We start from the raw sequence: 23088 nt of genomic DNA on the forward strand, positions 1-23088 counted from the left end.
ACACGCATGAAACAGGGTCCCGAAACCGCCAGGTTTCGGGACCCTGTTTGTCCTAGTGGACTACTTCGCGTTGGACTACTTCGCGCCGTTCGATGCGTGGGTGGCCGCCTGGTTGGCCGCCTGTGCGCGCCGTTCGGCGAGGCGGATCTCCAGCAGCGAATCCATGGCCTGCTGGACGCGGTCCGCAGCACCCGCGGCCGTGAAGTCCGCCTGTGCTTCTTCCAGGTAGACCAAGGCTTCGGCGTTCTCGCCGGCGGCCTTGAGGGCCTTGCCAAGGAGGAAGGACACCTCGCCGGCGGTGTGCCGGGCGAGCTCGCTGCGGTCCGCATGGATTTCGCGGAGCTTCGCGACGGCGGCCAGGATGTCGCCCGTGAGGTACAGCCAGCGCGCCCGGATGAACGCCACTTCGAGCTGGTCGGTCTTGTTGCCGCCCACGATCGACAAGGCAAGTTCGGCGCGCTCGATGGCCGAGAGCGTCTCGGGTTCCACGATGCCCGACGACAACCTGACGGCCGCGGAGGCTTTGTTGAAGCGGGCCCAGAGTTCGATGTCGTTCGCGGGGGAGAGGAGCTTCGCGGCGCGCTCGTGGTGCTTGATGCCCTCGGCGTAGTCGTGCCGCATGAAGGCCACGTTGCCCACCACCCAGGCCACCTCGCCGGCGAGCTGGGACATGGAGTGCTCGTCCATCTGCGCCATCATGGACTCGCAGTACTTCCAAGCCTCGTCCAGCTTGCCGCTTTCGGCCAGCGCTCCGATGAGCGCGCGGTGCGCGCCGATGATGAGCGTGGAGCCCTTGGGGAGCTGCAGGCTGAGCTGGACTGCTTCTGTGGCGTGTTCGACGGCGGTGGCCAGCTGCCCTTGGCCGTGGCAGACGGCGGCGAGCATCTGCCGGGCGCGGACGCCGAGGCCCGCTGACTCAGTCGCCATGGGGTGCTCCAGGAGGTGCTGGATGATCTTCTGGCACTCCTTGAGCTGGCCCTGCTTCATGACGCATTCAGCCTGCATGTAGGTCATGTTCCACCAGGCGCTGGTGTTGCGGGCTTCCAGGGCGATCTGCGCCGCGGCCGCCGCGTGGCTGGCAGCCAGCGGGTAGTCCCGGAGATCCCAGGCCTGCCGCGCGTAGAGGCCGGCGAGCACGTATTCGGCATCGCTGACGGATACAGGCTGGCTCCAGGCTTCCAAGGCTTTGGGTGCGAGCTCGAGCCGGCGGGCCAGTTCTTCGATGACCTCGGCGGTAGGTTCGCGGCGACCGGTCTCCAGCAGGGAGATGTAGCTGGGGGAGTAGAGGTCCTTTCCCAATTCGGCCTGGGTCAGTCCCCGTTCGAGCCGCTCGGCACGGAGCTTTTCTCCGAATCCGTTGCCCACCGCGTCCTCCTAGATATGGCGCTATAGCGCTGTCTTTGCGGGTTGCCCTTGACAGCCTCTGTGGAAAACATTTTACAATGTGTGTCAACAGGGACCGCACTAATTTCCATAACGAATCCGACTCGCATCGAGGGAAAACCATGTTCAAGAAGATCGCTGCATCTGTCGCCTTGGCGGGCGCTCTTGCATTCACGGCAGCGGCTCCGGCCGTCATCTCTGCAGCCCCTGTAGCAGGCGCCATCCATACGGTGCTCAGCATCGGAAATTGGCCCGATCCCATGCGCTCACAGGCGATCGGAAACTGGCCTGATCCGATGCGCGCCCAGGCTATCGGCAACTGGCCCGACCCGATGCGCGTGCAGGCCATCGGCAACTGGCCCGACCCCATGTAATATTCAATTGATTTGATAAATCACCCCGGCGACTGGGCGCCGGGGTGATTTCTTTTTGCGCGGGTCGCCGCTCGCTAAAATGCGAAACCGGGCATTGGAATGTTTTCGCCGGCTCCTGGAAAAACCGGTCAGCGAATTGTTTTGCTTAAAGAAGAAGGGCCCTCCAAATGGAAGGCCCTTCTGAAAATGGTCGGGATGACAGGATTTGAACCTGCGACCTCTTCGTCCCGAACGAAGCGCGCTACCAAGCTGCGCTACATCCCGATCCGCTGCAAAAGCAACGTGTTCAAGGATAGCGGATCCCTGCCCCGATGCGAAATCGGCGGGTCGGCGCCTCCCGGGCCTCCCCGCGGACGGCTACACGAGGGACTCCCGCCAGGCACCGTGCAGGGCGGCGAAGCGTCCGCCGCCACTGATCAGTTCGGCGGGCGAGCCGTCTTCCACCACCTCGCCGTCGTGGATGACGAGCACCCGGTCCGCGGATTCAACGGTGGACAGGCGGTGGGCGATGATGATCGCCGTCCGGGCGGTTCCGCCCTGCCCGTTTCCGGAAAGCAGCCTGGACAGCCCGGCCTGCACCAGCCGTTCCGAGGGAATGTCCAAGGACGAGGTGGCCTCGTCCAAGATCAGCACGGCAGGTGCCGCGAGGAACGCCCGCGCGAAGCTGATCAGCTGGCGCTGGCCCGCCGAAACGCGGCCGCCGCGCTTGTTGACGTCCGTGTCGTAGCCCTCGGGCAGGGCCGCGATGAAGTCATGGGCGCCGACGGCGCGGGCGGCCGCCTCGATCTCGCTCCGCGAGGCATCCGGGCGCCCCAGCGCAATGTTGTCGGCCACCGAGCCGCTGAACAGGAACGCCTCCTGGGTGACCATGACGACGGCGCGGCGCAGCTCGCCGCCGTCGAGATCCCGCAGCTCCACGCCGTCGAGCGTCAGGGAACCGGCGGTCACATCGTAGAAGCGGGCAATCAGCTTCGCGAGGGTGGACTTGCCGGCGCCGGTCTGGCCCACGAGGGCCACGGTCTGCCCCGCAGGGATGTGCAGGTTCAGCCGCGGCACCACCAGCGTTCCCGCACCATAGCCGAACTCGACGTCGCGGAAGGCGATCTCGCCGCGGGCCCGGGGGAGCGGAACGGGGTTCTTCGGCGGACGCACCGTGGGGACCTCTTCCAGCAGCCCGGACACCTTCTCCAAGGCGGCCTGGGCGCTTTGGAAGGAGTTGTAGAACATGGCCATCTGGTCCACCGGCTGGAAGAAGCGCTTCGTGGACAGGATCAGGGCCAGCAGCACGCCCACGGCGAGGTCCCCGCTGAGCACGCGGAAGCCGCCGAAAAGCAGCACCACGGCCACGCACACGTTGCCGATCAGCACCAGGCCCGGCTGGAAGATGCCGTTCAGGTTGATCGAGCGCACGGTGACCCGGCGGTAGTCCTCGGAGAGTTCGCCGTAGCGTTGCGCGTTCTCCTTCTCCTTGCGGAAAGCCTTGACGGCGCGGATGCCGGTGATGGTCTCGACGAAGTGCACGATCAGCCGCGCCGATACCACCCGGGACTCCCGGAAGGCGATCTGGGAGTGCTTCTGGTACCAGCGGGCCAGGAAGAACATCGGCACGCCGGCGGCGAGCATGATGAGGCCGCTGCGCCAGTCGAGGGCGAAGACCGTGATGGCCGTGAAGACCATGAACAGCAGGCCGGAGGCCAGGGAGCTGACACCGGAATCCAGCAGTTCGCGCAGTGCCTCTAGGTCCGAGGTCTGACGGGCGATGATGCGGCCCGAGGTGTACTTTTCGTGGAACTCGAGGCTGAGCCGCTGGGTGTGGCGGAACACCCGCAGGCGCAGGTCCAGGAGCATAGCCTGGCTCAGCCGTGCCGTGGAGGTGACGTAGAGGGCCGTGAGCGCCGCCGTGGCCACCGCCGCAGCGAGGTAGAGGATGCCTGCGAGGACGAGCGGTCCGCCGCTGCCGGACTGCAGTGCGGGCAGGGCGTGGTCGATGCCGAAAGCGATGATGGCCGGGCCCGCCACCCTGGTGGCCTGGGACAGGACCACCGTGGCCAGTGTGAGCCAGAAACGTACGCGAACGGGCTTGATCAGGGAACCCAGCAACGCGAGGGAGCGGCGGCGGACGGCCTGGCTGTCCGTCCGGCTGAGGTGGGCGTTGTCTTCGTTTGAGGTGCCGAAGGTGCTCAATGTCGTGCCTCCCCGGCTTCTTCGAGTTCGTCCAGTTCGCTGTCCTCGAGGTGGCTGTCCAGGTCCTTCGGACCTTCGTCGAGGCTCGCGATGACGAAGCCGTAGTGCGGGTTGCGGGCCAGCAGCTCTGTGTGGGTCCCGACGTCGGAAATCCGCCCGTCCTCGAGCAGCGCCACCCGGTCGGCAAGGGCAACCGTGGACGGCCGGTGCGCGACGATCAGGGTGGTGGTGTCCTGGAGGACCTCACGGAGCCGGGTTTCGACCAGTTCCTCGGTGTTGACGTCCAGGGCCGAGAGCGGATCGTCCAGCACCAGCACCTTGGGCTTCGCGGCGATTGCCCGGGCCAGGGCGATGCGCTGGCGCTGTCCGCCGGACAGGCTGAGCCCTTCCTCGCCGATCAGGGTGTCCACGCCGTCGGGCAGGGAGTAGGCGAAATGCGCCTGGGCGACGTCGAGCGCCTCGTCGAGGGCGGCGTCCGAAGGATCGGGTGCGCCGAGCAGCACGTTCTCCCGCACGGAGCTGGAGAAGAGGGTGGTGTCTTCGAAGGCCACGGCCACCACGGTCCGCAACTCCTCCACGCTGAAGTCCCGCACGTCCACGCCGTCGATCCGCACCGCGCCGCCCGAGGCGTCGTAGAGGCGGGGGACCAGTTGGAGCAGGGCGCTCTTGCCGCTGCCGGTCACGCCCACCAGGGCCATCGTCTCGCCCGGGCGGATGTCCAGGGTGATGTCGTGCAGGAGGGGGCCGCCGTCGTCGAACGCGAAGGAGGCGTGCTCGAAGCGCAAGGCGCCCCGCAGCTCCCGCGGGCGGCGGGGCTCGGCAGGGCTGGTGATCGTGTTGGGGGCGTCCATGACCTCGAAATGCCGGTCCAAGGCGGACTTGGCGGTCAGGGCCATCGCTAGCAGCATCCCGGAGAATTCCACCGGTGCCGCTACCACGGCGGCGGTGGCGAAGAACGCCACCAGCGAGCCGATGCTCAGTTCACCGGTGGAGGCCAACAGGATGCCCGCCATCAGGGCGACGCCGAGTGCCAGCTCCGGCAGCAGGGTTACCACCAGGCTGAACTCCGCCTGCTGCTTGGCCTTGGCGATCTCGGTCTGCCGCAGCTCCTCGGCCTGGCCGTTGAAGTTTTCCAGTGCTTCGCGGCTGCGGCCGAAGGCCTTGAGCACCCGGATGCCGTGGACGGATTCCTCCACGGTGGTGGCGAGGTCGCCGGCCTGGTCCTGGCTGAGGCGTGCCACCAGGCTGAAGCGCCGCCGGAAGCGGAAGGAGTAGACCATGATCGGCAGGGCCGCGGCGAGGAAAATCAGGGCGAGCTGCCAGCTCATGGTGAACATGACGCCGACGCCGATCGCCACGGTCAGGGTGGTGACCACCAGCATGATCGCGCCGAAGGCCATCCAGCGGCGCAGGAAGTTCAGGTCAGTCATGGCCCGCGACAGCAACTGCCCCGAGCCCCAGCGGTCGTGGAAGGACACGGTGAGGTCCTGCAGGTGCCCGTACAGCGAGACCCTCATGCGGGTCTCCACCGTGGTGGCCGGGTTGATGACGAACTGGCGGCGGAGCGCCACCAGCCCGGCTTCGGCGATGCCGAGGACCAGGACCACGACGGCGGACGTCCACACCGCGCTTCCGGCGCCGCCGGGCTTGAGGAAGTCGTTGACCAGGACCCGGAAGACCTGCGGAATGGCGAGGGCCACCACGCTGGCAAGCAGGGCACTGACCAGGCCCAGGAGAAGCCGCGGGATGATCGGCCTGACGTGGGGGTAGAGGCGCTTGATGGAGGTAAAGAACGACGTTTGCTTGGACATGCCCGCTTCTCAACAGCTGGATCTTCAGACGGCGGAGGTGGTTTCCTACAGCAACTACCCTATGCCATGCGTGATTCCCTTCACAGGAAGAATGCGGCCGGTGGTGAAATGTTTTACCACTTATCGTGATTCGTAATCTGCGTGATCCGTAATCGACGGCCCGTCATCGGGTGGATCATCCGTTGAAACAGGAAGGCCGCTCCCGGTATTCCGGGAACGGCATATGGGTCCGTGGGGCTAAACGCGCGGGGTCAGCGTCAGCAGCACGGCTTCAGGGCGGCAAGCGATCCGCACCGGTGCGAAGCGTGAGGTGCCGATCCCGCCGGAGACGTTCACCGGCGTCGTGCGTCCATTGCTTTCCCAGTCGTTCAGGCCCCGGGCGCGCCAGGTGGGCAGGTCGCAGTTGGCGACCAGCGCGCCGTAGCCGGGGATGCAGACCTGCCCGCCGTGGGTGTGGCCGGCCAGGATGAGGTCCGCGTCGGCTTCGGTGAAGTGGTCCAGCACGCGTTGGTAGGGTGCGTGGATGACGGCGACGCGCAGGTGCGGGCGTTTGTCCTGCCCGGCGGTGCCGCGGGGCCAGCCGGCATAGCGTTCGCGCTTGAGGTGCGGATCGTCGACCCCGGAGAAATCCAGCCGGACACCGTTCAAAGGAACGGACTGGTGCCGGTTGGTGAGGTCGATCCAGCCGGACATCCCGAAGCCGGAACGCAGCCGCGGCCAGTCCAGCTTGATGGGGTCCTTGCGGAGCCGGCTGGGTCCCTGGAAGTAACTGAGCGGGTTCTTCAGGGTGGGCGCGTAGTAGTCGTTGGAACCGGGCACGAAGACGCCGGGAAACGCCAGCAGCGGGCGAAGGGCTTCAAGCAGCGGGTCGATCGCCTTCGGGTGGCTGAGGTTGTCTCCGGTGTTGACCACGAGGTCCGGCTTCACGTCCGCCAGGGACTGGAGCCATGCCGCCTTCTTGCTTTGGCCGGGGACGAAATGGATGTCGCTCAGGTGCAGCACCCGCATCGGCCCGGAGCCCGCAGGGAGGATCGGGAGGAGTTCCTCCCGCAGGGTGAACTGGTCCTTCTCCCACCATCCGTACGCAGCGGCAGCCGCGCCCGCCGCGGCTCCGACGGCTGCAGTGACGGCGAGGCCGCGTCCGAAGTCACGAACGCGGCCTGCCGGATGTCCTTGGGCGGTCATCAATTACTTGTCCTTAGGGTCGTTTGCCCTTGTTGCCCGAGGTGGGACTTGGGCTGGAACCAGTGTCGCCGCTCTTGGAATCGTCGCCCTTGGTTTCCTTGGGAGTCGGGGCCGGTTCCACGTAGCTCAGGTTCGACGGCGGTTCCGGGAATGGATCCGTGCCGTAGCGCGGGGCCACCTGCAGCATGTAGTTGGCGAACTGCGGTCCGGCGATCATGTAACCGTCGATGTTCGAGTAGAACTTGCCGTTGATGGTGAGGTTACGGCCGTACCGCTGCTGGTCACCCAGCGGATCGCCGAACCAGGTGGCGGTGGCCAGGCCCGTGGTGTAACCGACCACCCAGGTGGAACCGTTGGAGTTGTTGGTACCGGTCTTGGCGGCCACGGGGAAGGTGGTGCTCGTGGAGATGCGGGGCTGGATCCAGAAACCCGAGCCCTTGTTCAGCACTTCCTGGAGGCCCTTGCTCACGCCGCGGGCAACCTCAGGGGAGATCGCGTCACGGCAGTTGCTGGACTGCGCCGGCAGCTTTTCGCCCGAAGCGTCCGTCACGGATTCGATGGCGATCGGCTCGCAGTAGCGGCCGTCGTTCGCGAAGGTGGCGAAAGCGCTGGCCATGGTCAGCGGCGCGGTCTGGCGGGAGCCCAGGAGGTTGGCGAGGGTGGTCATCGGGATCTGCGGGTGCGGATCGGTGACCTTTCCGTCCTTGCCGCGGGCCGGCAGGCCTTCGTGGATGCCCACGGCGTCCACGATCTTCTGGATGCCGCAGAGGTCCAACTGGGCCGCGGAGGCGAAGGTAGCGGTGTTGATCGAGTTGGCGAGGCCGTACAACACGCTCATCGGGCGGTAATAGCCCTCTTCGGCGTTCTGCAGGTCATTGCTGCCTTCGACGTTGCTGTCGTACCAGCCGGTGGTCTGCGTGGAACAGGTGTTCCGCCACGGGAAGTCGATGGGATACTTGCGGACCGAGGCGTTGACCGAGTCGTTCATCGACTTGCCCTCGTTCAGCCACTCGGCGAAGGTGAAGGGCTTCATCGTTGAGCCGGTTTGGAAACCGCCCAGGCCGTTGAGGTCACCGCCGTTGGCGTCCAGGACGTCCACGTTGAAGTTCTGTTCGGCCTGGAACTTGCCCGGTGAGGGCAGCCACACCGTGTTCTGGGCCATTGAGATGATCTTGCCGGTCTTCGGCTGCACGGAGACGAGGGAAGCGCCCCACTTGTCCGGGTTGGCCCCGGCGGAGGCGTTCACCTGCTCCTGGGCCACGGCCTGGGCCTTCGGGTCCAAGGTGGTCTTGATGGTGAGGCCGCCGCGCATGACCCGGTTGGTGCGCTCGTCCGGGGTGGCACCGTAGGCCGGGTTGTTCAGCAGCAGGTGCAGCACATAGTCGCAGAAGTACGGTGCCGAGGTGGCGTAGGCACAACCCTGGCGGGCGGGGGTCACCTTGGTCTTGACCGGGGTGGCCACGGCCTTGTCGTACTCGGCCTTCTTGATCTTGCCCTGGTTCAGCATGAGCTGGAGGACGAGGTCGCGGCGGGACTTGGCGTGGTCCGGGTTCGCGATGGGGTCGTAGTAGGACGGGCTGTTCACGACGCCGGCCAGCAGGGCGGCCTGGGGAAGGGTGAGGTTCTTGGCGGTGGTGCTGAAGAAGAACCGGGAGGCGGCTTCGATGCCGTAGGCGTCCCGGTTGAAGAAGACGATGTTGAGGTAACCCTCGAGGATCTGCTCCTTGGAGAACTTCTTCTCCAGGGCGATCGCGAGCTTCATTTCACGCAGTTTGTCGCCGACGCCCTTGTTGACGCCGTTGAGCTTGACGTCGCCTTCCTTGCCCTGGGAGACGAGGGATTCGTTGATGACGTTGTTCACGTACTGCTGCGTAATGGTGGACGCGCCCTGTTTCTGGCCGCGGGCCGTACTGACCACGGCGCGCAGGATGCCGGTGGTGTCGATGCCGCCGTGCTCGTAGAAGCGGCTGTCTTCCACGGCGACCACTGCGTCTTTGATGTAGGGACTCATCTGGTCCAGCGGCACCCGGGTGCGGTTCTCCTTGTAGATCGAGGCGATCTTGGAGCCGTCGCTGGCCAGGATGGTGGTGGACTGGCTGGGCGGGTTCACCTGGAGCTCCGCCGGCAGCGTGTCGAAGAACTGGATGGAGCCGCTGGCCGTGCTGCCCGAAAGGGCGGCGGCGGGGACCAGCAGGCCTGCCACCAGGACACCGCAAACGGCACTCACGCCGAGGAATGCGATGATCTTTCCCAGGGTGGTGGCAGTATCGAATATGGGGTTCTTGCGAGTCACCATGTTTTCCACTTTACCGGCAAGGGCTACGCTTTCTCTCATGACCAAATGGGAGTACGCGACGATTCCGCTCATTATTCACGCCACAAAACAGATCCTCGACACCTGGGGCGAGGACGGCTGGGAACTTGTCCAGGTAGTCACCGGCCCCGACGGAAATGGTCTGGTCGCCTACCTTAAGAGGGAGAAGCAGTAACTATGACAAGCCCCGCAGAAACCACGTCTGGCGCGGAAACTCCGGCTCCGGCGTCCGCCGTCGAGCAGCGCCTCGCAGAGCTTGGCCTCGTCCTCCCGGAGGTGGCAGCACCCGTGGCCGCCTACGTCCCGGCGGTCGTCTCCGGCAACTACGTCTACACCTCCGGCCAGCTGCCGTTTGTTAATGGCAAACTCCCAGCTACGGGCAAAGTCTCCACCGGCGACGAAGGCCAGTCCGAGGAAGCCACTGTTGCTCCGGAAGACGCGAAGGTCTACGCCGAAGTGTGTGCCATCAACGCCCTGGCCGCGGTCAAGAGCGTCATCGGCGACCTCGACCGCATCACCCGGATCGTCAAGGTGGTCGGCTTCGTTTCCTCCGACCCGTCCTTCACCGGCCAGCCGGCCGTCATCAACGGTGCCTCCGAGCTCCTGGGCAAGGTGTTCGGCGACGCCGGCATCCACGCACGCTCCGCCGTCGGCGTTGCGGTCCTGCCGCTCGACTCTCCTGTTGAGGTCGAGCTGATCGCCGAATTCAGCTGATCGCAGAAGCCAAGCAAGGAACCGGTCAAAGCAATTGCCTCAGCTAGCCCGACGCCTGTTCGTGTTGCCCCCTGAACTTGAGGGGGCAGCACGTAACTGGCTCCAGCTCGGCGAACGGAGTCCCCGCGCCGCGCGATACGCATCATCAGTAGTCCTTCTCCGTGACGCTCCCGGCGGCCTGGAGACCTGGATGGGCTACCGTCCGGGGACCTCGCCGCTGGGCGTGGTCGCCTTCCCGGGCGGCTCGCTGGACGCGAGCGACGACGACGCCCTCGGCTGGCTGGGCCCCTCGCCCCAGCAGTGGGCCGAGGCGCTCGGAACCACCGACGTCGGGCTGGCCCGCCGCCACGTGGTGGGAGCCATCCGCGAACTGTTCGAAGAAACCGGCGTCCTCCTCGCCGGACCGGACCTGTCCACCACTGTCGAAGCGACTTCCACGCAGGAGTGGATGAAGGCCCGCGAGGCCGTCGCCAACCAGGACAAATCCTTCACCGACGTCCTGGCCAAGCGCGGGCTCTCCCTGCGCACGGACCTGCTCAAACCCCTGGTCAACTGGCTCAGCCCGGACTTCGCGCACCGCCGCTTCAACACCCGCTACTTCGCAGCCACCGTCCCGGTCGGCCAGAGCCCGTCCCTCCTGCAAAGCAAGGGCGTATGGGGCCGCTGGGTCCGTGCCTTCGAACTCATCGCCGAACGCGACACCACCATCCTCGGCGACGAAGTCGGCCAGGAAAACACCATCGGCCTCACCCTGGGCCAGCTCCTGGTCCCTGGCTCGGAAATCATGCTTGAAAAGATGGCCGCGGCCCAAGGCTGCATCGCCTACCTCAGCTACAAGCGCAAGCACCACGTCTACCAGCCCCGCCTGGTCGAAGAAAACGGCGTGCTGATGCTCGAAGTCGAAGCAGCCCGCGCGGTCGCAGGGGAGCCGCAGCGGGAGCGCTGAGTTTTCGCTCCAGTCACACTTGGTGTGGTCGCCTGAGACGCAGACAACGGCCCTCCGCCGTCGCTTAGACACGACACATAGGGAGCGCGCCGGTCGCTGAGCGACCTCTGCCCTCCGATGTGCCGCGATGCGCTCCTCTGCGGAGACCCGCAGTCTGCTTGCCGGACGTCTAGTTGCGCTTCACGCAACCAGGCACCCCGGTGAGCTTCATGGCGGACGGCGGTCCTTCCGAAAGGAGCGCATCGCGGTCGATCGCGTCGTGTAGGTCGCCCAGCGACCGAAGCGTCGCCTATCGGCCGTGTCTAAGCGACGCGGAAGGGCCGTCTCCGCCACCCAAGGCGACCACAACGAAGGCGACCACAACGAACGTGACCACAGAAGGCGAGCACAAGAAAGGCCGGCTCCGAAGCATCGGAGCCGGCCTTCTCGTTATGAGGCTTAGCGGGAGCGCTGGCGCAGGCGCTGCATGTCCAGGATGACCACCGCGCGGGCTTCCAGGCGGAGCCAGCCGCGCTGGACGAACTCGGCCAGGGCCTTGTTCACGGTTTCGCGGGAGGCGCCGACCAGCTGGGCCAGTTCTTCCTGGGTGAGCTCGTGGGCTACGAGGACGCCGTCGGTGGCGGGGCGGCCGAAGCGGTCTGCGAGGTCGAGCAGGGCCTTGGCGACGCGGCCGGGGACGTCCGAGAAGACGAGGTCGGACAGGGAGTCGTTGGTGCGGCGCAGGCGGCGGGCCAGTGCCTGCAGGAGCTGGGCGGACACCTCGGGGCGGGTGCGCAGCAGCGTGTTGAGGCTTTCGTTCTTCAGGCCGGCCAGGCGGGTTTCCGAAACGGCGGTGGCCGTAGCGGTGCGCGGGCTGGGGTCGAAGAGGGCCATTTCGCCGAAGAGTTCGCCCGGGCCGAGGATGGCCAGGAGGGACTCGCGGCCATCGGGGGAGGTGCGGCCGAGCTTTACCTTGCCGGACACGATGAAGTAGAGCTGGTCACCCTGGTCGCCCTCGCGGAACACCGAAGCCCCGCGGGAAAGGTCCACCTCGGTCAGCTCGTCCGTGAGCAGCCGGAAGGCGTCGTCGTCAAGGGTGGCGAAGAGGGGTGCGCGGCGCAGTACCTCGATGTCCATGAATTCTCCTGAGTAAAAGTTCGGCAATGGCGCTTCAGTCATTGTTCCAGAATTTTCCGGGCTCTGTGACGTACTTGGCAGCCGAAACGCCCGAAATACAGCGGATTTCACCCAAAACGGCCCGCTTGGTGAGGCATGCCACGGACCGTTGCAGGGTCCTGGCTATCGGCTGGGTGTCAGGGTACGCACTTACAATTGGGGCTTACCCCGGCTGTGAGGAGCATTGGTGTTCGGCTTGACCATCCTGGATCTGGCGTTGATTCTGACGCTCCTTTCCTACTTGATCTATGGCCTGCGCAACGGCTTCCTCGTGACGCTGGGCGGCGTGGCCGGCTTCGCCGCCGGGGCGATGGCCGCCGTCGTCTCCGTTCCCCTGGTGGGCGGCTGGGTGCCGGACAGTGGATGGCGGCTGACGGCCATCATCGCCACCGCGCTGGTGCTGATCGTGCTGGGCCACGGCCTTGGCACCTGGGTGGGGCACAGGATCCGCCAGGCCGTGCGGATCAAGCCGCTGCACGCCCTGGACCGCCTGCTAGGCGGCTTCGCCAGCGTGGCCGTGGCGGCGCTGGTGATGTCCATGCTGTCGGTCAGCATCGCGTCGCTGGGTGTCCCGTTCGTCTCGCAGCAGTTGGGCGACTCCAAGGTGATCCGCTCCATCGACGCCCTGACCCCCACCCCGGTCAAGTCCGCCGTCGCGCAATTGCGTTCCGCGGTGATGGGGAACGGGATCCCCACGATCATTGAAGGGATCGGGCCGGTGAAGCCGGTTCCCGTTCCCGACGCCAGCACCGACACCCCCGCGCTGAACAACGCCGCGCGTTCTGTGCTGAGGATTGCCGGTACCGCCTACCAGTGCGGCCAGAACCAGACCGGCACCGGCTTCGTCGTGTCACCCGGGCGTGTCGTGACCAACGCGCACGTGGTGGCCGGTGTCCAGCAGCCGGTGGTGGAAACGCCCGACGGCGGTGCGATGCCGGGCCGGGTGGTGTATTTCGACAGCAGGCGGGACCTCGCCGTCGTCGCGGTTGAGGGCCTGCCCACCGCACCGCTGCAGCTCGGGCCTGACCTGCCCGCCGGTACGGCGGCGGCGTTCGCCGGGTACCCGCACGGCGGACCGTTCCAGGCAAAGCCGGCCGCCGTCCAAGGCATATCCACGCTGCTCGTGCCCGATATCTACGGCAACAACCCGGCGCCGGAACAGGTCTACAAGCTCGCCGGCGATGTGCAGCCGGGCAACTCCGGCGGGCCGTTGCTGTCCCAGCAGGGCCGGGTGGCCGGCGTCATTTTCGCGAAGACCACCTCGGACGTGGCGGTCGGCTATGCGCTGACGATGGAGGATCTGGCTCCGGTGGCGGCCCGGGCGCCGTCCCTGAGTGCGGCGGTGTCGCCCGGGCAGTGCACGCGGAAGTAGCGGTTAGGAAACCGCGCCGGCCAGGAAATCGATGGCCAGCTTGTAGCCTTGGACGCCGGCGCCGACGATCACCGCGGTGCAGACGGGGGACAGGTAGGAGTGGTGCCGGAATTCCTCGCGCTTGTGCACGTTGGTGATGTGCACCTCGACGGCGGGGAGTTCGACGGCGGCCAGTGCGTCCCGGAGGGCGACTGACGTGTGCGTGTAGGCGCCGGCGTTGATGACGATTCCGGCGGCGGTGCCCCGGGCCGCGTGGATGGCGTCCAGGAGGTCGCCTTCGTGGTTGGACTGGACGCAATCCACCGTGAAGCCGTGCGCGGCGGCCGCGTCCATGGCGAGCTGCTCGACGTCGGCCAGGGTGGAGGTGCCGTACTTTTCGGGTTCGCGGGTCCCCAGCAGGTTCAGGTTGGGACCGTTCAGGACGAGGATGGTGCGGCCGGCAGCGGTGGCGGGAGAAGCGTCAGTCATGCCTGCAATCTATCGCGTTGCGGGGTCCGGCCGACGAAACGAAGCCCTAGGGTTACATTCCGGTGGTGGGTTTCTGGGTCCTGCGTTGGCCCGCCGCCCGTTTGCCAGTTCTGGCCGCTTTGCTCGCATTTTTCCGGCCGGAAACGGCAATTTGGTGACCCACGGAAGCCGCTGGCGTCGTCTGAAGCGTCGAATGAAGAAAGGACAGCCATGCCGGAGGTAACCCTCAGCGGAGAACTCGTCTGCAGCATTGCGGCCGAAGCCCAAACCGTCGCCAGGCACCTTCCGCTGCACCTTGAGCTGACGCGGGCCGAAGAAGGGTGCCTGTCCTTCAATGTGGTGCGGAGCGAAAACCCGCTTGTCTGGCACGTCGAGGAACGGTTCCGTGACGCGGCGGCCTTTGAGGCCCATCAGGAACGCGTAGCCGCCAGCGAGTGGGGAAGGGCAACGGCTGGGATCGAACGGCGATACACAATCACGGGCATGGCTACCGACGCCTGATCAGGTGTTGTTCCAGTGCACCTTGATGGCCTCGGCGATCGGTCCTGTAGTCACATCCACAGTGAAAGCCACCGGAGCCTTGCCGGTCTCCTCCACCGCGGCGTCGCTGTAGACCCGCCCGCATGACGGGCAGAGGGTGTAGAGATCTTCATCTTTCGGCCAGGGCGCGAGGCCTGCTGGAACGTCGTCTCCGGCATAGATCGGGAAGCCCCGCGAGTTCGCCTGGATCAGTCCGTCCTTGCTGACGGTGTTGCCACAGACGCAGGTGATAGTCGTGACATCGTGGCCGTCGACAGCGGCGTACTCAGCGTCCATGGCAGCCTCCAAACGGCGAAGGACTTAAGACACAGGTTACGCCTTGAAGTGCCGGGGAGGACGTTGTGAGGCCCGCTCCACGTCCAATGCGCACGGCAAAGGACGTAAAGCGGGCCCACAACGCAGGTAACTAAGCCAACGCAGGGTAGCTAGGCCGCCGTCACCTTCAACAACAGCGCGTGCTCCGGCCGCAGGACGGGCAACGGGAGGCCCACCTCGGCGAGGAAGCGGCCGGTGGCGGTCAGGCCGCCGTCGAGCCATGCGGGAGGCGCGATCTGCACGAAGGGGCTGTCGGCGTTGCCGTCCGCTGCGGTCGGCAGATCCTCCGACGTCGGCATGACGGCTTCCACCCGGTACGTGCGTTCCGGATCCAGGCCGGGAAGTCCCACCCGGCCGGGCATCTCGGCCGCGAGCGAAGCCAGGACGACGGCGGCGAACAGGGCCTCGGAGCGGTCCTGCGCCACCACGCCGTGCAGCCGGAGGTTCGGATCACCAAGGTCCGCATTGATCCGGACACCCGAATGCAGCATCCCTCGGTGCTCCTTGTAGATGGTGATGGCCCGGCGCAGCACCGCCCGGTCGTGCGCGGTGGCCTGGCGGATGTCCCATTCCATGCCGAAGTGCCCGAACAGCGCGGTGATGGCCCGGAAGGAGATGCTGTGCGTGCGGCCGGTGGTGTGCGAATGCGTGGGGCCGACGTGGGCGCCCACCAGTTCGGGCGGCAGGACGGCCTGGGTCCAGCGCTGGATGGTCTGGCGTTCCAGGGCGTCGTTGCAGTCCGAGGCCCACACGCGGTCCGTGCGCTGCAGGATGCCAAGGTCCACCCGGGCGCCGCCGGAGGAGCAGGATTCGATCTCCACCTGCGGGTGCGCGACCTTCAGCGCGTCGAAGAGCCGGTAGGCAGCGAGGGTCTGTTCGTGCACGGAGGGCCGGCCGCGGTGGCCGTGTTCGGCGAGGTCCCGGTTCTGGTCCCACTTGAGGTAGGCGATGTTGTTTTCGCTCAGCAGGGCGTCCATGCGGTGGTAGATGTACTGCCAGGCCTGCGGGTTGGCGAGGTCGATTATGTGCTGGTTCCGCCATTCAAGCGGCAGCCGGCCGCCGTCCTTGTGCGAGGCCGCGGCCGGGCCGACGATCCAGTCCGGATGCGCCCGGGCGACGTCGGAATCCAGGTTGACCATTTCCGGTTCGACCCACAGGCCGAACTCCATCCCGCGGGAGGTGACGGCGTCGATCAGCGGGGTGAGGCCTTCGGGCCACACGGTCTCGTCGACGTACCAGTCGCCAAGTCCAGCGTGGTCGTCACGGCGCCCGCGGAACCAGCCGTCGTCGAGCACGAAGCGCTCCACGCCCAGCTCCGCCGCGGACTCGGCCAGCTCGATGAGCGGCTCGATCCGGTGGTCGAAGTACACGGCCTCCCAGGTGTTCAGGACCACCGGGCGGGCCTTGCCGGAGCCGCCGGCGGAGCCCTGGGTGCCGACGTGCTGCGGGCGGGCGCGGAACCAGTCGTAGAAGCGTTCCGTGACGCCGTCCAGGCCGTGGTCCGAGTAGGCGGCGTAGAGCACCGGGGTGGTGTACTCCGCACCGGGTGCGAGGACGACCTCGCCGGAGCCGAGCAGTTCGGACGCGCCGAGCATGCGGCGGCCGTCGCCAACCGTGTCGAGGTACTGTTCGTGGTTTCCGGACCAGCCGAAGTGCACGGCCCAGACCCGGCCCGAGCGGTTGCCGAAGCCCTCCGTGCCGGCGGCCACCAGCAGCGAGGAATCGTGCCCGGTGCGGCCGTGCCGGCCCGAACGCACCCAGGTTCCCTGCGCGATCCGGTGGCGTTGCGGGTGGTTTTCGCGGCACCAGCGGCCGGTGAGGTCCAGGAGTTCGACGGCGTCGCCCGGCACCGGGAGCACCAGGCCGAGTTCGTCGAGCTGGTACGGCGTTTCGCCGGTGTTGGTGAGCGTATGGCTGAGTTCGATGAGGCCGCCGCGGTTCAGGCGGACGGTACTGCGGACTTCGACGCCCGCCTCCGGGTCCGCTTGGAGCACGACGGCGGTGTCCCCGCCGTCGTATTCTGCCGACACCACCCGCAGGGCGGGGGAGAAATTGAAACCGGGCACGCCGGCCTCGGAACGCTGGCCCCGCAGACCCGGCCGGCCGAGCCAGCCCGAAGAGGCCTGGGGGAGCAGGCCGCCGACCACCGGGGTGTCGAGCGCCGAATGCGGCACGGGAGCGGCGAGGAGCCCCAGGTCCGGCAGGGCTTCGCCGAGATCGGCGCCCCAATGGACTATCTGGGCCTCACCGGTGTGGAAAGCGAGCAGGAGGCTCGTACCGGAGGAGCGCAGATGCAGGGGGTCCAGGTGCAGGGGGTCCATTGGCGGTGTCTCTTTCAGGTGGTGCGTTGAGTGTACGGGAAGGGCAGGCAGAAATGGTGCCTGGGGACCCGGCCGTACCCGGGCCCCCAGGGGTCTTACTTGGCGAAGAGGGCGTTGACCTGCTCGTTGGCCGCGGTCAGCGAGCTGGCGGGGGTCTTGCCGGCCACCACGCCGTCCATGGCGGGCTTCATGATGCCGGACACCTTGGCTGCGTTGTCGGTGATCGGCAGCATGAACGTGGTCTTGTCCTTCACGTGCTGGGTGAAGGCGTTGACGTCCACGCCCTTGGCCTTGAACGCGGCTGCGGCTTTCTCGGTGGAACCCTTGATGGCGGGGAAGACCACGGCCTTTGCGGCCACGACGTCCTGGCAGGCCGCCGAACCGAGGTACTCAACCCACTTGATGGCGGCGTCCTTCTTCTTGGTGCCTGCCCAGATGGAGTCGGCCAGGCCGTTGAACATCGAGGCGCGCTTGCCGTCGGGGCCGGCCGGGGTCGGGGCGATGCCGACGTCGATGCCCTTGTAACCCGTGTACTGGCCGATCATCCACGAACCGGAGGAGTTGATGGCGGCCTTGCCTGCGCCGAAGTTGTCCGCGGCGTTGGCGCCAACCGTGGTTTCCAGCTTGGGCATGTAGCCCTTCTCGGCCAGTGATGCCCACCAGGCAATGGTGTCCTGGAGCCGCTTGTCGTCGTAGTTGTAGTGGGTGCCCCACGGGTTCTTGTCCGTGGTGGTCCAGCCGGTGGTGGCGGCCAGGAAGCTCCACTGGGTCTGCCCCGCGTTCTCGCCGCCGGAGGATTCCAGGCCCAGGCCGTAGACAGCCACATTGTTCTTGTCGAAGCCGGGCTCGTCACCGCGCTTGCCGCCCTTGTCCACGGTGAGGCGGGCGATCGCCTTCTCGTAAGTACCGCCGTCCTGCGGGTTCCAGCTCAGGGAGCCCATCTGTTCCGGGGTGAGCCCGGCATCGGCGGCCATCTTCTTGTTGTAGAACAGCGCGATGGTGTCCCAGTCCTTGGGCAGGCCGTAGCGCTTGCCGTCCTGGCCAACCCACAGCTCTGCGAGGCCTTCGTTATATTGGCCGAGGTCAACCTTGTCGTTGGCGACCGCATCATCGAGGGCCACCAGCTGCTTGGTCTTGATGAAGTCCGGGTACTTGGCCAGGTGGTTCGTGAAGACATCCGGGGCGGTGCCCGAAGCCATGCCGTTGGTGATCTTGCCCCAGTAGTCGTCCCAGCCGGTCTGGGTGACCTTCACCTTAATGTCCGGGTTGGCCTTCTGGAAGTCCGTGGCGCACTGCTGGTACGCGGGGAGCTGGTTGGCGTCCCAGAGCCAGTAGCTGATCTCGCCCTTCGCGGATTCCGCGCCTCCGCTGGCGCCGCCTCCGCAGGCGGAGAGGGCCAGGGCGGCAGCAGCGGCGACCGCGACGGCGCCGATTGCCTTCTTGTTCATCATGGTGGGTCCTTTCGGGGACGGCTTTGAGCCGGGTGGGGATGGGTGTCGGGTTGGGGAGGGAGGGCTATTTGGTGCCGTTGAAGCCGATGGAGTTGACGATCTTCTTGCCGAAGATGGCGAAGAGGATCAGCACCGGCGTGGCCGACACAAGGGTGGCGGCCATCAGGCCGGACCAGTCGGGGGCGCCTTGCGGTGCCTGGGACTTGAAGACGCCCAGGCCCACGGTGAGCACGCGGGTTTCTTCGGTGGTGCCCACCAGTAGCGGCCAGAAGTACTCGTTCCACTGGCCCATGAAGGTGAGCAGGGCGAGGGTGGCGATGGGGGCGGCGGCGTTGGGCATGACGATCTGGAAGAAGATCCGCCAGTGCTTGGCGCCGTCGAGCATGGCCGCCTCTTCCACTTCGCGGGACATGTTCAGGAAGAACTGGCGCATGAAGAAGATCGCGAACGGAGTCATGAACAGGTAGGGCAGGACCATGCCGAGCATCGAGTTGAGCAGGCCCAGGTTCTTCACGAGCAGGAAGTTCGGCAGTGCCGTGAAGATCGGCGGAACCAGCATGGTGCCCAGGAACAGCGAGAATACGCCGTCGCGGCCCTTCCAGCGCAGCCGGGCGAAGGCGTAGGCGGCCATCGAGCTGAAGAACACGGCGCCGGCGGTGGTGATGCTGGAGAACAGCAGCGAGTTCCAGAGGTACTGCCAGAAGTTGATGGATGCGCCGGAGCCGCCTTCGGCGATGGCTTCCTGGGCGGTCTGGAAGCCGAAGACGCGCTTGAAGGCGCCGAGGTTGAAATCGGCCGGAAGCAGGCTGGCGGAGTTCGCGGCGAGGGAGCCGTTGGTGGACAGTGCCGTGCGGAGCACCCAGTAGAAGGGCAGGATGCTGACGGCGATGGCCACGCCGAGCAGGACCCAGGCGATGGTGCGGCGCCAGTTGAAGGGGCGGTTCCGTGCGGACGGGCGGTTCAGGAACGGACGACGGCGGTTGTCGGCCGGGCGGGTGGCGGTGGTGGTCATGGGGTGTCCTTAGTCCAGGTCCGACTGGTTGCCGCGGAGGAACTTCATCTGGATGAAGGCCACGAGGGCGAGGATGAGGAAGAGGATGACGGCCAGGGCCGAGCCGTAGCCGAAGTCCTGTTCGTTGAAGGCACGTTGGTAGATGTAGAACTGCAGCACGCGGGTGGCGTTGACCGGACCGCCGGCGGTGGTGACGGCCACGGTGTCGAAGACCTGGAAGGAACCGATGACGGTGACCACCAGGACCAGCACGAGCACGGGGCGCAGCAGGGGAAGGGTGATCCGCCAGAAGGTGCTGACGGCCTTGGAACCGTCGATGCTGGCGGCCTCATACACGTTGTTGGGGATGGCCTGCAGGCCGGCGAATATCAGCAGGGCCGTGTAGCCCATGTGGCGCCAGGTGTTGATCAGCGCCTGGGTGGGGATGGCCCATTGTTCGCTGCCGAAGAAGGCCACGCGGGGCAGCCCGAGCCACTCGATGAGCTGGTTGACGATGCCGATCTGGTAATCGAGCATCCAGAACCACAGCAGGGCCGCGATGACGTTTGCCATCAGGTACGGCATCAGCAGGGCCCCGCGGACCAGGGTGGACTTGGCCACCCGGTGCATGAGGAGCGCGATGCCCAGGGCGAGGATCGTCTGCAGTGCGATGTTGATGATGACGTACTGGCTGGTGACGCCGAGGGCGTTCCAGAACAGCGGGTCCTTGGCGATGCGTTCGTAGTTCCGGGTGCCGATCCATTCCGGGTCGCCGAGGATGCTGTACTCCGTGAAGCTCAGGTAGATCCCGCGGATGGTGGGGACCAAGTAGAAGAGCACGAAGCCGAGCATGGCCGGGGCGATGAAGAAGAGCGCGGTCTTGAGGTCGCCGGTGCCACGGAAGTCCGCGGCAGGCTTTCCCCGTTTCCGCGACTTCTGCGGCCCACCGGCCGAGAGCCCCGGATCGGGTTGTTTGGTGAGCGTGGTCATCTTCGACCTTTCAGGTGTGACGTGACTAACAACTGCAGCGAATCTACACGAGTAGATTTTGGCCGGTCAAGAGGTTTTGTGAAATTTTGTGAGAATTTCTTTTGTTTCTTTCGTTTTTGTTGACTCGAGTAGATCGCGCTGACACACTCGTTTGCATCCAACACCGCGAAGGCCCAAGGAGGAGCCAGACAATGACGTTTTCACTCGGCGTGGTAGGTGCCGGCCAGTTTTCCGGCCAGTTCACCAAGCTGTTCAATGCACACCCCCTCGTCTCGGAGGTGTACGTCACGGACGTGCTGCCGGAGCGGGCTTCCAGCCTGGTGGAGCGCCAGCAGCTTGCGGGCACGTTCTCCGGTTTCGAGGAACTGCTCGCCAGCGACGTCGACGCCGTCGCGATCTTCACCCAGCGCTGGACGCACGGACCCCTGGTGGTCCAGGCGCTCCGTGCCGGAAAGCATGTCTACTCCGCCGTCCCGATGGCCATCAGCGAAGAAGAGATCGCGGCGATCATCGAGGCTGTCCGCGAGACCGGCCTGACGTACATGATGGGCGAGACCAGCTACTACAACCCCGCCACCATCTACGCGCGGCAGCAGAAGGACGCAGGCGCCTTCGGCCGCATCTTCTACGCCGAAGGCGACTACGTCCACGACATGGACCTCGGCTTCTACGCCGCATACCAGTACAGCGGCGGCGAGGAATGGGAGAAGACTGCCAGCTACCCGCCCATGATGTATCCCACGCACTCGATCGGCGGCGTGCTCGGCGGCATCGGCGGGCACCTCACCAGCGTGAGCTGCATCGGCGTGAAGGACGAGCGCGGCGATGGCGTCTTCGACAAGGACGTCAGCATGTTCGACAATGACTTCTCGAATGCCACGGCACTCTTCGAGTTCGACGGCGGCGGCAGCGTCCGCATCAACGAGTTCCGTCGCGTCGGCTACCCGTCGCACCTGCGCGAGAGCCGCTTCCGGTACTTCGGCACCGAGGGCAGCTTCGAGCAGCTCGTGGAAACCGCCGTCTGGCAGGACAAGGAAGGCGTCACCGACGTCAGCGAACAGATCAACACCCTGCCCAGCCTCTCGTTGGATGACCCGTCGCTGGCGGACGTCGATCCTGCGCTGCGGGACGCCTTCGTCTCGGGCCTGGCTCCCGTGCACGACCCCTCGCGCCTGCCCGAGGAACTGCGGGCCCTGCCCAGCGGGCACGAAGGCAGCCACAGCTTCCTGGTGGACGACTTCGTGACCGCGGTGGCGACGGGAACCCTGCCGCCGGTCAACGCCTGGGAGGCTGCGCGCTATACCCTGCCCGGAATCATGGCCCACCAGTCGGCGCTGCGCGGCGGCGAACGCCTGGCCATCCGGGACTTCGGGGACGCCCCGGAGCGTCTTGCGGCCGCGCATGGGGAAGTTGTGCGCAACTAGGATGTTGGCTATGCCGGACCTCTCCGCTTCCGCCCGTCCAGTCATCACGCGCAAGGATGTCGCCCGCCTGGCGGGCGTCAGCACCGCCGTCGTGAGCTACGTGGTCAACGGCGGGCCGAAGAACGTGGCCCCGGCCACGCAGGAGAGGGTCCGGCAGGCCATCGCGACGCTCGGCTACCGGCCCAACGTCACCGCCCGGGCGCTGAAGATGGGTTCATCGCGCATCCTGGGCATGGTGGTACCGAAGATCAGCAGTCCCTTTTTCGCCAGCCTTGCCAAGGCCGTCGAACAGGCCGCGGAGGAGGAGGGCTATGCGATGCTGCTCGGCGACTCCCGGGACTCGCTCACCGTGGAGCGGCGCCACCTTAGCAATTTCGCGGACAGGCAGGTGGACGGAGTGTTCCTCTGCTCCGTCTTGAACCACCGCCCGGAGGTCAGCGAGCTGGAGGGCCGCGGCATCAGGACGGTCCTGCTCAACTTCTCCGAGTACCCCTTGGAAGTCGACGCGATCGGCCCTGAATTCGTGGACAGTTCCCGGCGGGCGGTGGAACACCTGGCCGGCCATGGCCACCGCGACATTGCCCTGGTCCAAGGCTTCGTCACGGGCAACACCCTTGACGGCCGTGAATTCGGCTGGCGGGAGGCGCTCAAGGGCATGGGTGCCTCCGAGGGGCGGATCTTCCGTTGCTCCTTCGACCGGGCCGGCGGGTATGACGCCGGCCGGAGGTTCCTTGCGTTGGCGGAGCGGCCGACGGCCGTCTTCATCACCTCCGATGAGCAGGCCGTCGGTTTCCTGCGGGCCCTGCATGAAGCTGGTCTCAGGGTTCCGGAGGACGTTGCTGTGATGTCGTTCGACGGCTCGGAAGAATCCGAATTTTCCTGGCCTCCGCTGAGTACCGTCCGCCAGCCGATCCAACAGATGGCTGAGGCCGGAGTCCGGGCCATCATCGGCACGGGGCGGGACGAGCCGCCGCGCACCCAGGTGTTCGACTGCGAGCTGGTCCTGCGCCGCTCCTGCGGCTGCGACACCTGAGTCCGCATCGAAACTGAACTATCGAAGGAAACCATGAGAATTCTTGTTACCGGTGGCACGGGCTATATCGGTTCGCATACGGTCCTGTCCCTGCTGGAGTCCGGCCACGAGGTGATC

The 23088-nt window shown here is 66.3% G+C and carries 21 protein-coding genes and 1 tRNA gene; 9 read left to right on the forward strand and 13 right to left on the reverse strand.

The genetic code is table 11. The features are described 5' to 3' along the window. Window positions 1-75: 75 nt before the first annotated feature. Window positions 76-1365, reverse strand: a complete 1290-nt coding sequence (locus D3654_RS14480; RefSeq protein ID WP_120522189.1) for a helix-turn-helix domain-containing protein — start codon at window positions 1363-1365, stop codon at window positions 76-78. 140 nt (window positions 1366-1505) lie between these two features. On the opposite strand from D3654_RS14480, the gene D3654_RS14485 reads away from it, so the two are divergent. Then, window positions 1506-1757, forward strand: coding sequence for a hypothetical protein (locus D3654_RS14485; protein WP_120522190.1), 252 nt, complete (start codon window positions 1506-1508; stop codon window positions 1755-1757). Window positions 1758-1944: 187 nt separating this feature from the next. Here the strand turns inward: D3654_RS14485 and D3654_RS14490 are convergent. From D3654_RS14490 to D3654_RS14510, 5 genes are all read right to left on the reverse strand, one after another. Then, window positions 1945-2021: transfer RNA gene (locus D3654_RS14490), tRNA-Pro, on the reverse strand. A 93-nt stretch (window positions 2022-2114) separates the two neighbouring features. Continuing rightward, window positions 2115-3941, reverse strand: a complete 1827-nt coding sequence (locus D3654_RS14495) for an ABC transporter ATP-binding protein (RefSeq protein WP_120522191.1) — start codon at window positions 3939-3941, stop codon at window positions 2115-2117. Next, window positions 3938-5752: an ABC transporter ATP-binding protein gene (locus tag D3654_RS14500; RefSeq protein WP_120522192.1), complete on the reverse strand. Its 1815-nt coding sequence runs from the start codon at window positions 5750-5752 to the stop codon at window positions 3938-3940. Before D3654_RS14500 ends, D3654_RS14495 begins: the two co-directional genes overlap by 4 nt. A gap of 237 nt (window positions 5753-5989) precedes the next feature. Beyond that, on the reverse strand, window positions 5990-6937 hold the full coding sequence (locus tag D3654_RS14505) for a metallophosphoesterase (protein WP_120522193.1): 948 nt from the start codon (window positions 6935-6937) through the stop codon (window positions 5990-5992). A gap of 13 nt (window positions 6938-6950) precedes the next feature. Beyond that, window positions 6951-9233 carry a transglycosylase domain-containing protein gene (locus D3654_RS14510; protein ID WP_120522194.1) on the reverse strand — a complete coding sequence of 761 codons (2283 nt, stop codon included), beginning with the start codon at window positions 9231-9233 and terminating at the stop codon, window positions 6951-6953. A 37-nt stretch (window positions 9234-9270) separates the two neighbouring features. On the opposite strand from D3654_RS14510, the gene sp36 reads away from it, so the two are divergent. From sp36 to D3654_RS14525, 3 genes are read left to right on the forward strand one after another with little or no spacing between them, the layout of a single operon-like run. Next, the gene (gene sp36 / locus D3654_RS14515) at window positions 9271-9426 is read left to right on the forward strand and encodes a Sp36 family protein (protein ID WP_115789890.1); all 156 of its coding nucleotides are present in this window, start codon (window positions 9271-9273) and stop codon (window positions 9424-9426) included. Window positions 9427-9428: 2 nt separating this feature from the next. Continuing rightward, window positions 9429-9965 (forward strand): RidA family protein, encoded by a 537-nt coding sequence (locus D3654_RS14520; protein WP_120522195.1) that lies wholly within the window; start codon window positions 9429-9431, stop codon window positions 9963-9965. A gap of 34 nt (window positions 9966-9999) precedes the next feature. Then, window positions 10000-10911: an NUDIX hydrolase gene (locus tag D3654_RS14525; RefSeq protein ID WP_120522196.1), complete on the forward strand. Its 912-nt coding sequence runs from the start codon at window positions 10000-10002 to the stop codon at window positions 10909-10911. A 438-nt stretch (window positions 10912-11349) separates the two neighbouring features. On the opposite strand, the gene D3654_RS14530 is transcribed toward D3654_RS14525, so the two are convergent. Beyond that, window positions 11350-12027 carry a Crp/Fnr family transcriptional regulator gene (locus D3654_RS14530; protein WP_013602309.1) on the reverse strand — a complete coding sequence of 226 codons (678 nt, stop codon included), beginning with the start codon at window positions 12025-12027 and terminating at the stop codon, window positions 11350-11352. Window positions 12028-12253: 226 nt separating this feature from the next. On the opposite strand from D3654_RS14530, the gene D3654_RS14535 reads away from it, so the two are divergent. Further along, the gene (locus D3654_RS14535; RefSeq protein ID WP_120522208.1) at window positions 12254-13438 is read left to right on the forward strand and encodes a MarP family serine protease; all 1185 of its coding nucleotides are present in this window, start codon (window positions 12254-12256) and stop codon (window positions 13436-13438) included. Between the two features lie 3 nt (window positions 13439-13441). Here D3654_RS14535 and aroQ read toward each other — a convergent pair whose 3' ends face one another. Continuing rightward, a complete protein-coding gene (gene aroQ / locus D3654_RS14540; RefSeq protein WP_120522197.1) occupies window positions 13442-13906 on the reverse strand; it encodes a type II 3-dehydroquinate dehydratase in 465 nt (154 codons plus the stop codon). Window positions 13907-14116: 210 nt separating this feature from the next. Here aroQ and D3654_RS14545 point away from each other — a divergent pair, with 210 nt between their 5' ends. After that, the gene (locus D3654_RS14545) at window positions 14117-14407 is read left to right on the forward strand and encodes a putative quinol monooxygenase (protein ID WP_120522198.1); all 291 of its coding nucleotides are present in this window, start codon (window positions 14117-14119) and stop codon (window positions 14405-14407) included. Here D3654_RS14545 and D3654_RS14550 read toward each other — a convergent pair whose 3' ends face one another. The 5 genes from D3654_RS14550 to D3654_RS14570 all read right to left on the reverse strand — a co-directional run bounded on the left by D3654_RS14550 (window position 14408) and on the right by D3654_RS14570 (window position 20514). After that, complete coding sequence (locus D3654_RS14550; protein ID WP_120522199.1) at window positions 14408-14722, reverse strand: hypothetical protein; 315 nt, start codon at window positions 14720-14722, stop codon at window positions 14408-14410. 149 nt (window positions 14723-14871) lie between these two features. Beyond that, a complete protein-coding gene (locus tag D3654_RS14555) occupies window positions 14872-17067 on the reverse strand; it encodes an alpha-galactosidase (protein ID WP_120522209.1) in 2196 nt (731 codons plus the stop codon). Window positions 17068-17177: 110 nt separating this feature from the next. Beyond that, window positions 17178-18533 (reverse strand): ABC transporter substrate-binding protein, encoded by a 1356-nt coding sequence (locus D3654_RS14560; protein WP_120522200.1) that lies wholly within the window; start codon window positions 18531-18533, stop codon window positions 17178-17180. A 64-nt stretch (window positions 18534-18597) separates the two neighbouring features. Next, entirely contained in the window at window positions 18598-19545 is a 948-nt protein-coding gene (locus D3654_RS14565) for a carbohydrate ABC transporter permease (protein ID WP_120522201.1), read from the reverse strand. Window positions 19546-19554: 9 nt separating this feature from the next. Beyond that, window positions 19555-20514 carry a carbohydrate ABC transporter permease gene (locus D3654_RS14570; protein WP_205571820.1) on the reverse strand — a complete coding sequence of 320 codons (960 nt, stop codon included), beginning with the start codon at window positions 20512-20514 and terminating at the stop codon, window positions 19555-19557. 191 nt (window positions 20515-20705) lie between these two features. Here D3654_RS14570 and D3654_RS14580 point away from each other — a divergent pair, with 191 nt between their 5' ends. The 3 genes from D3654_RS14580 to D3654_RS14590 form a co-directional block, all read left to right on the forward strand. Further along, window positions 20706-21938, forward strand: a complete 1233-nt coding sequence (locus D3654_RS14580; RefSeq protein WP_120522202.1) for a Gfo/Idh/MocA family protein — start codon at window positions 20706-20708, stop codon at window positions 21936-21938. Window position 21939: 1 nt separating this feature from the next. Then, the gene (locus D3654_RS14585; protein WP_120522203.1) at window positions 21940-22971 is read left to right on the forward strand and encodes a LacI family DNA-binding transcriptional regulator; all 1032 of its coding nucleotides are present in this window, start codon (window positions 21940-21942) and stop codon (window positions 22969-22971) included. A gap of 33 nt (window positions 22972-23004) precedes the next feature. Further along, on the forward strand, window positions 23005-23088 hold an 84-nt coding region (locus D3654_RS14590), incomplete at its 3' end, for an NAD-dependent epimerase/dehydratase family protein (protein ID WP_120519988.1).

Origin of the sequence: Arthrobacter celericrescens (genome assembly GCF_003614925.1) — a bacterium.
GTDB classification, from domain to species: Bacteria; Actinomycetota; Actinomycetes; order Actinomycetales; family Micrococcaceae; genus Arthrobacter; species Arthrobacter celericrescens.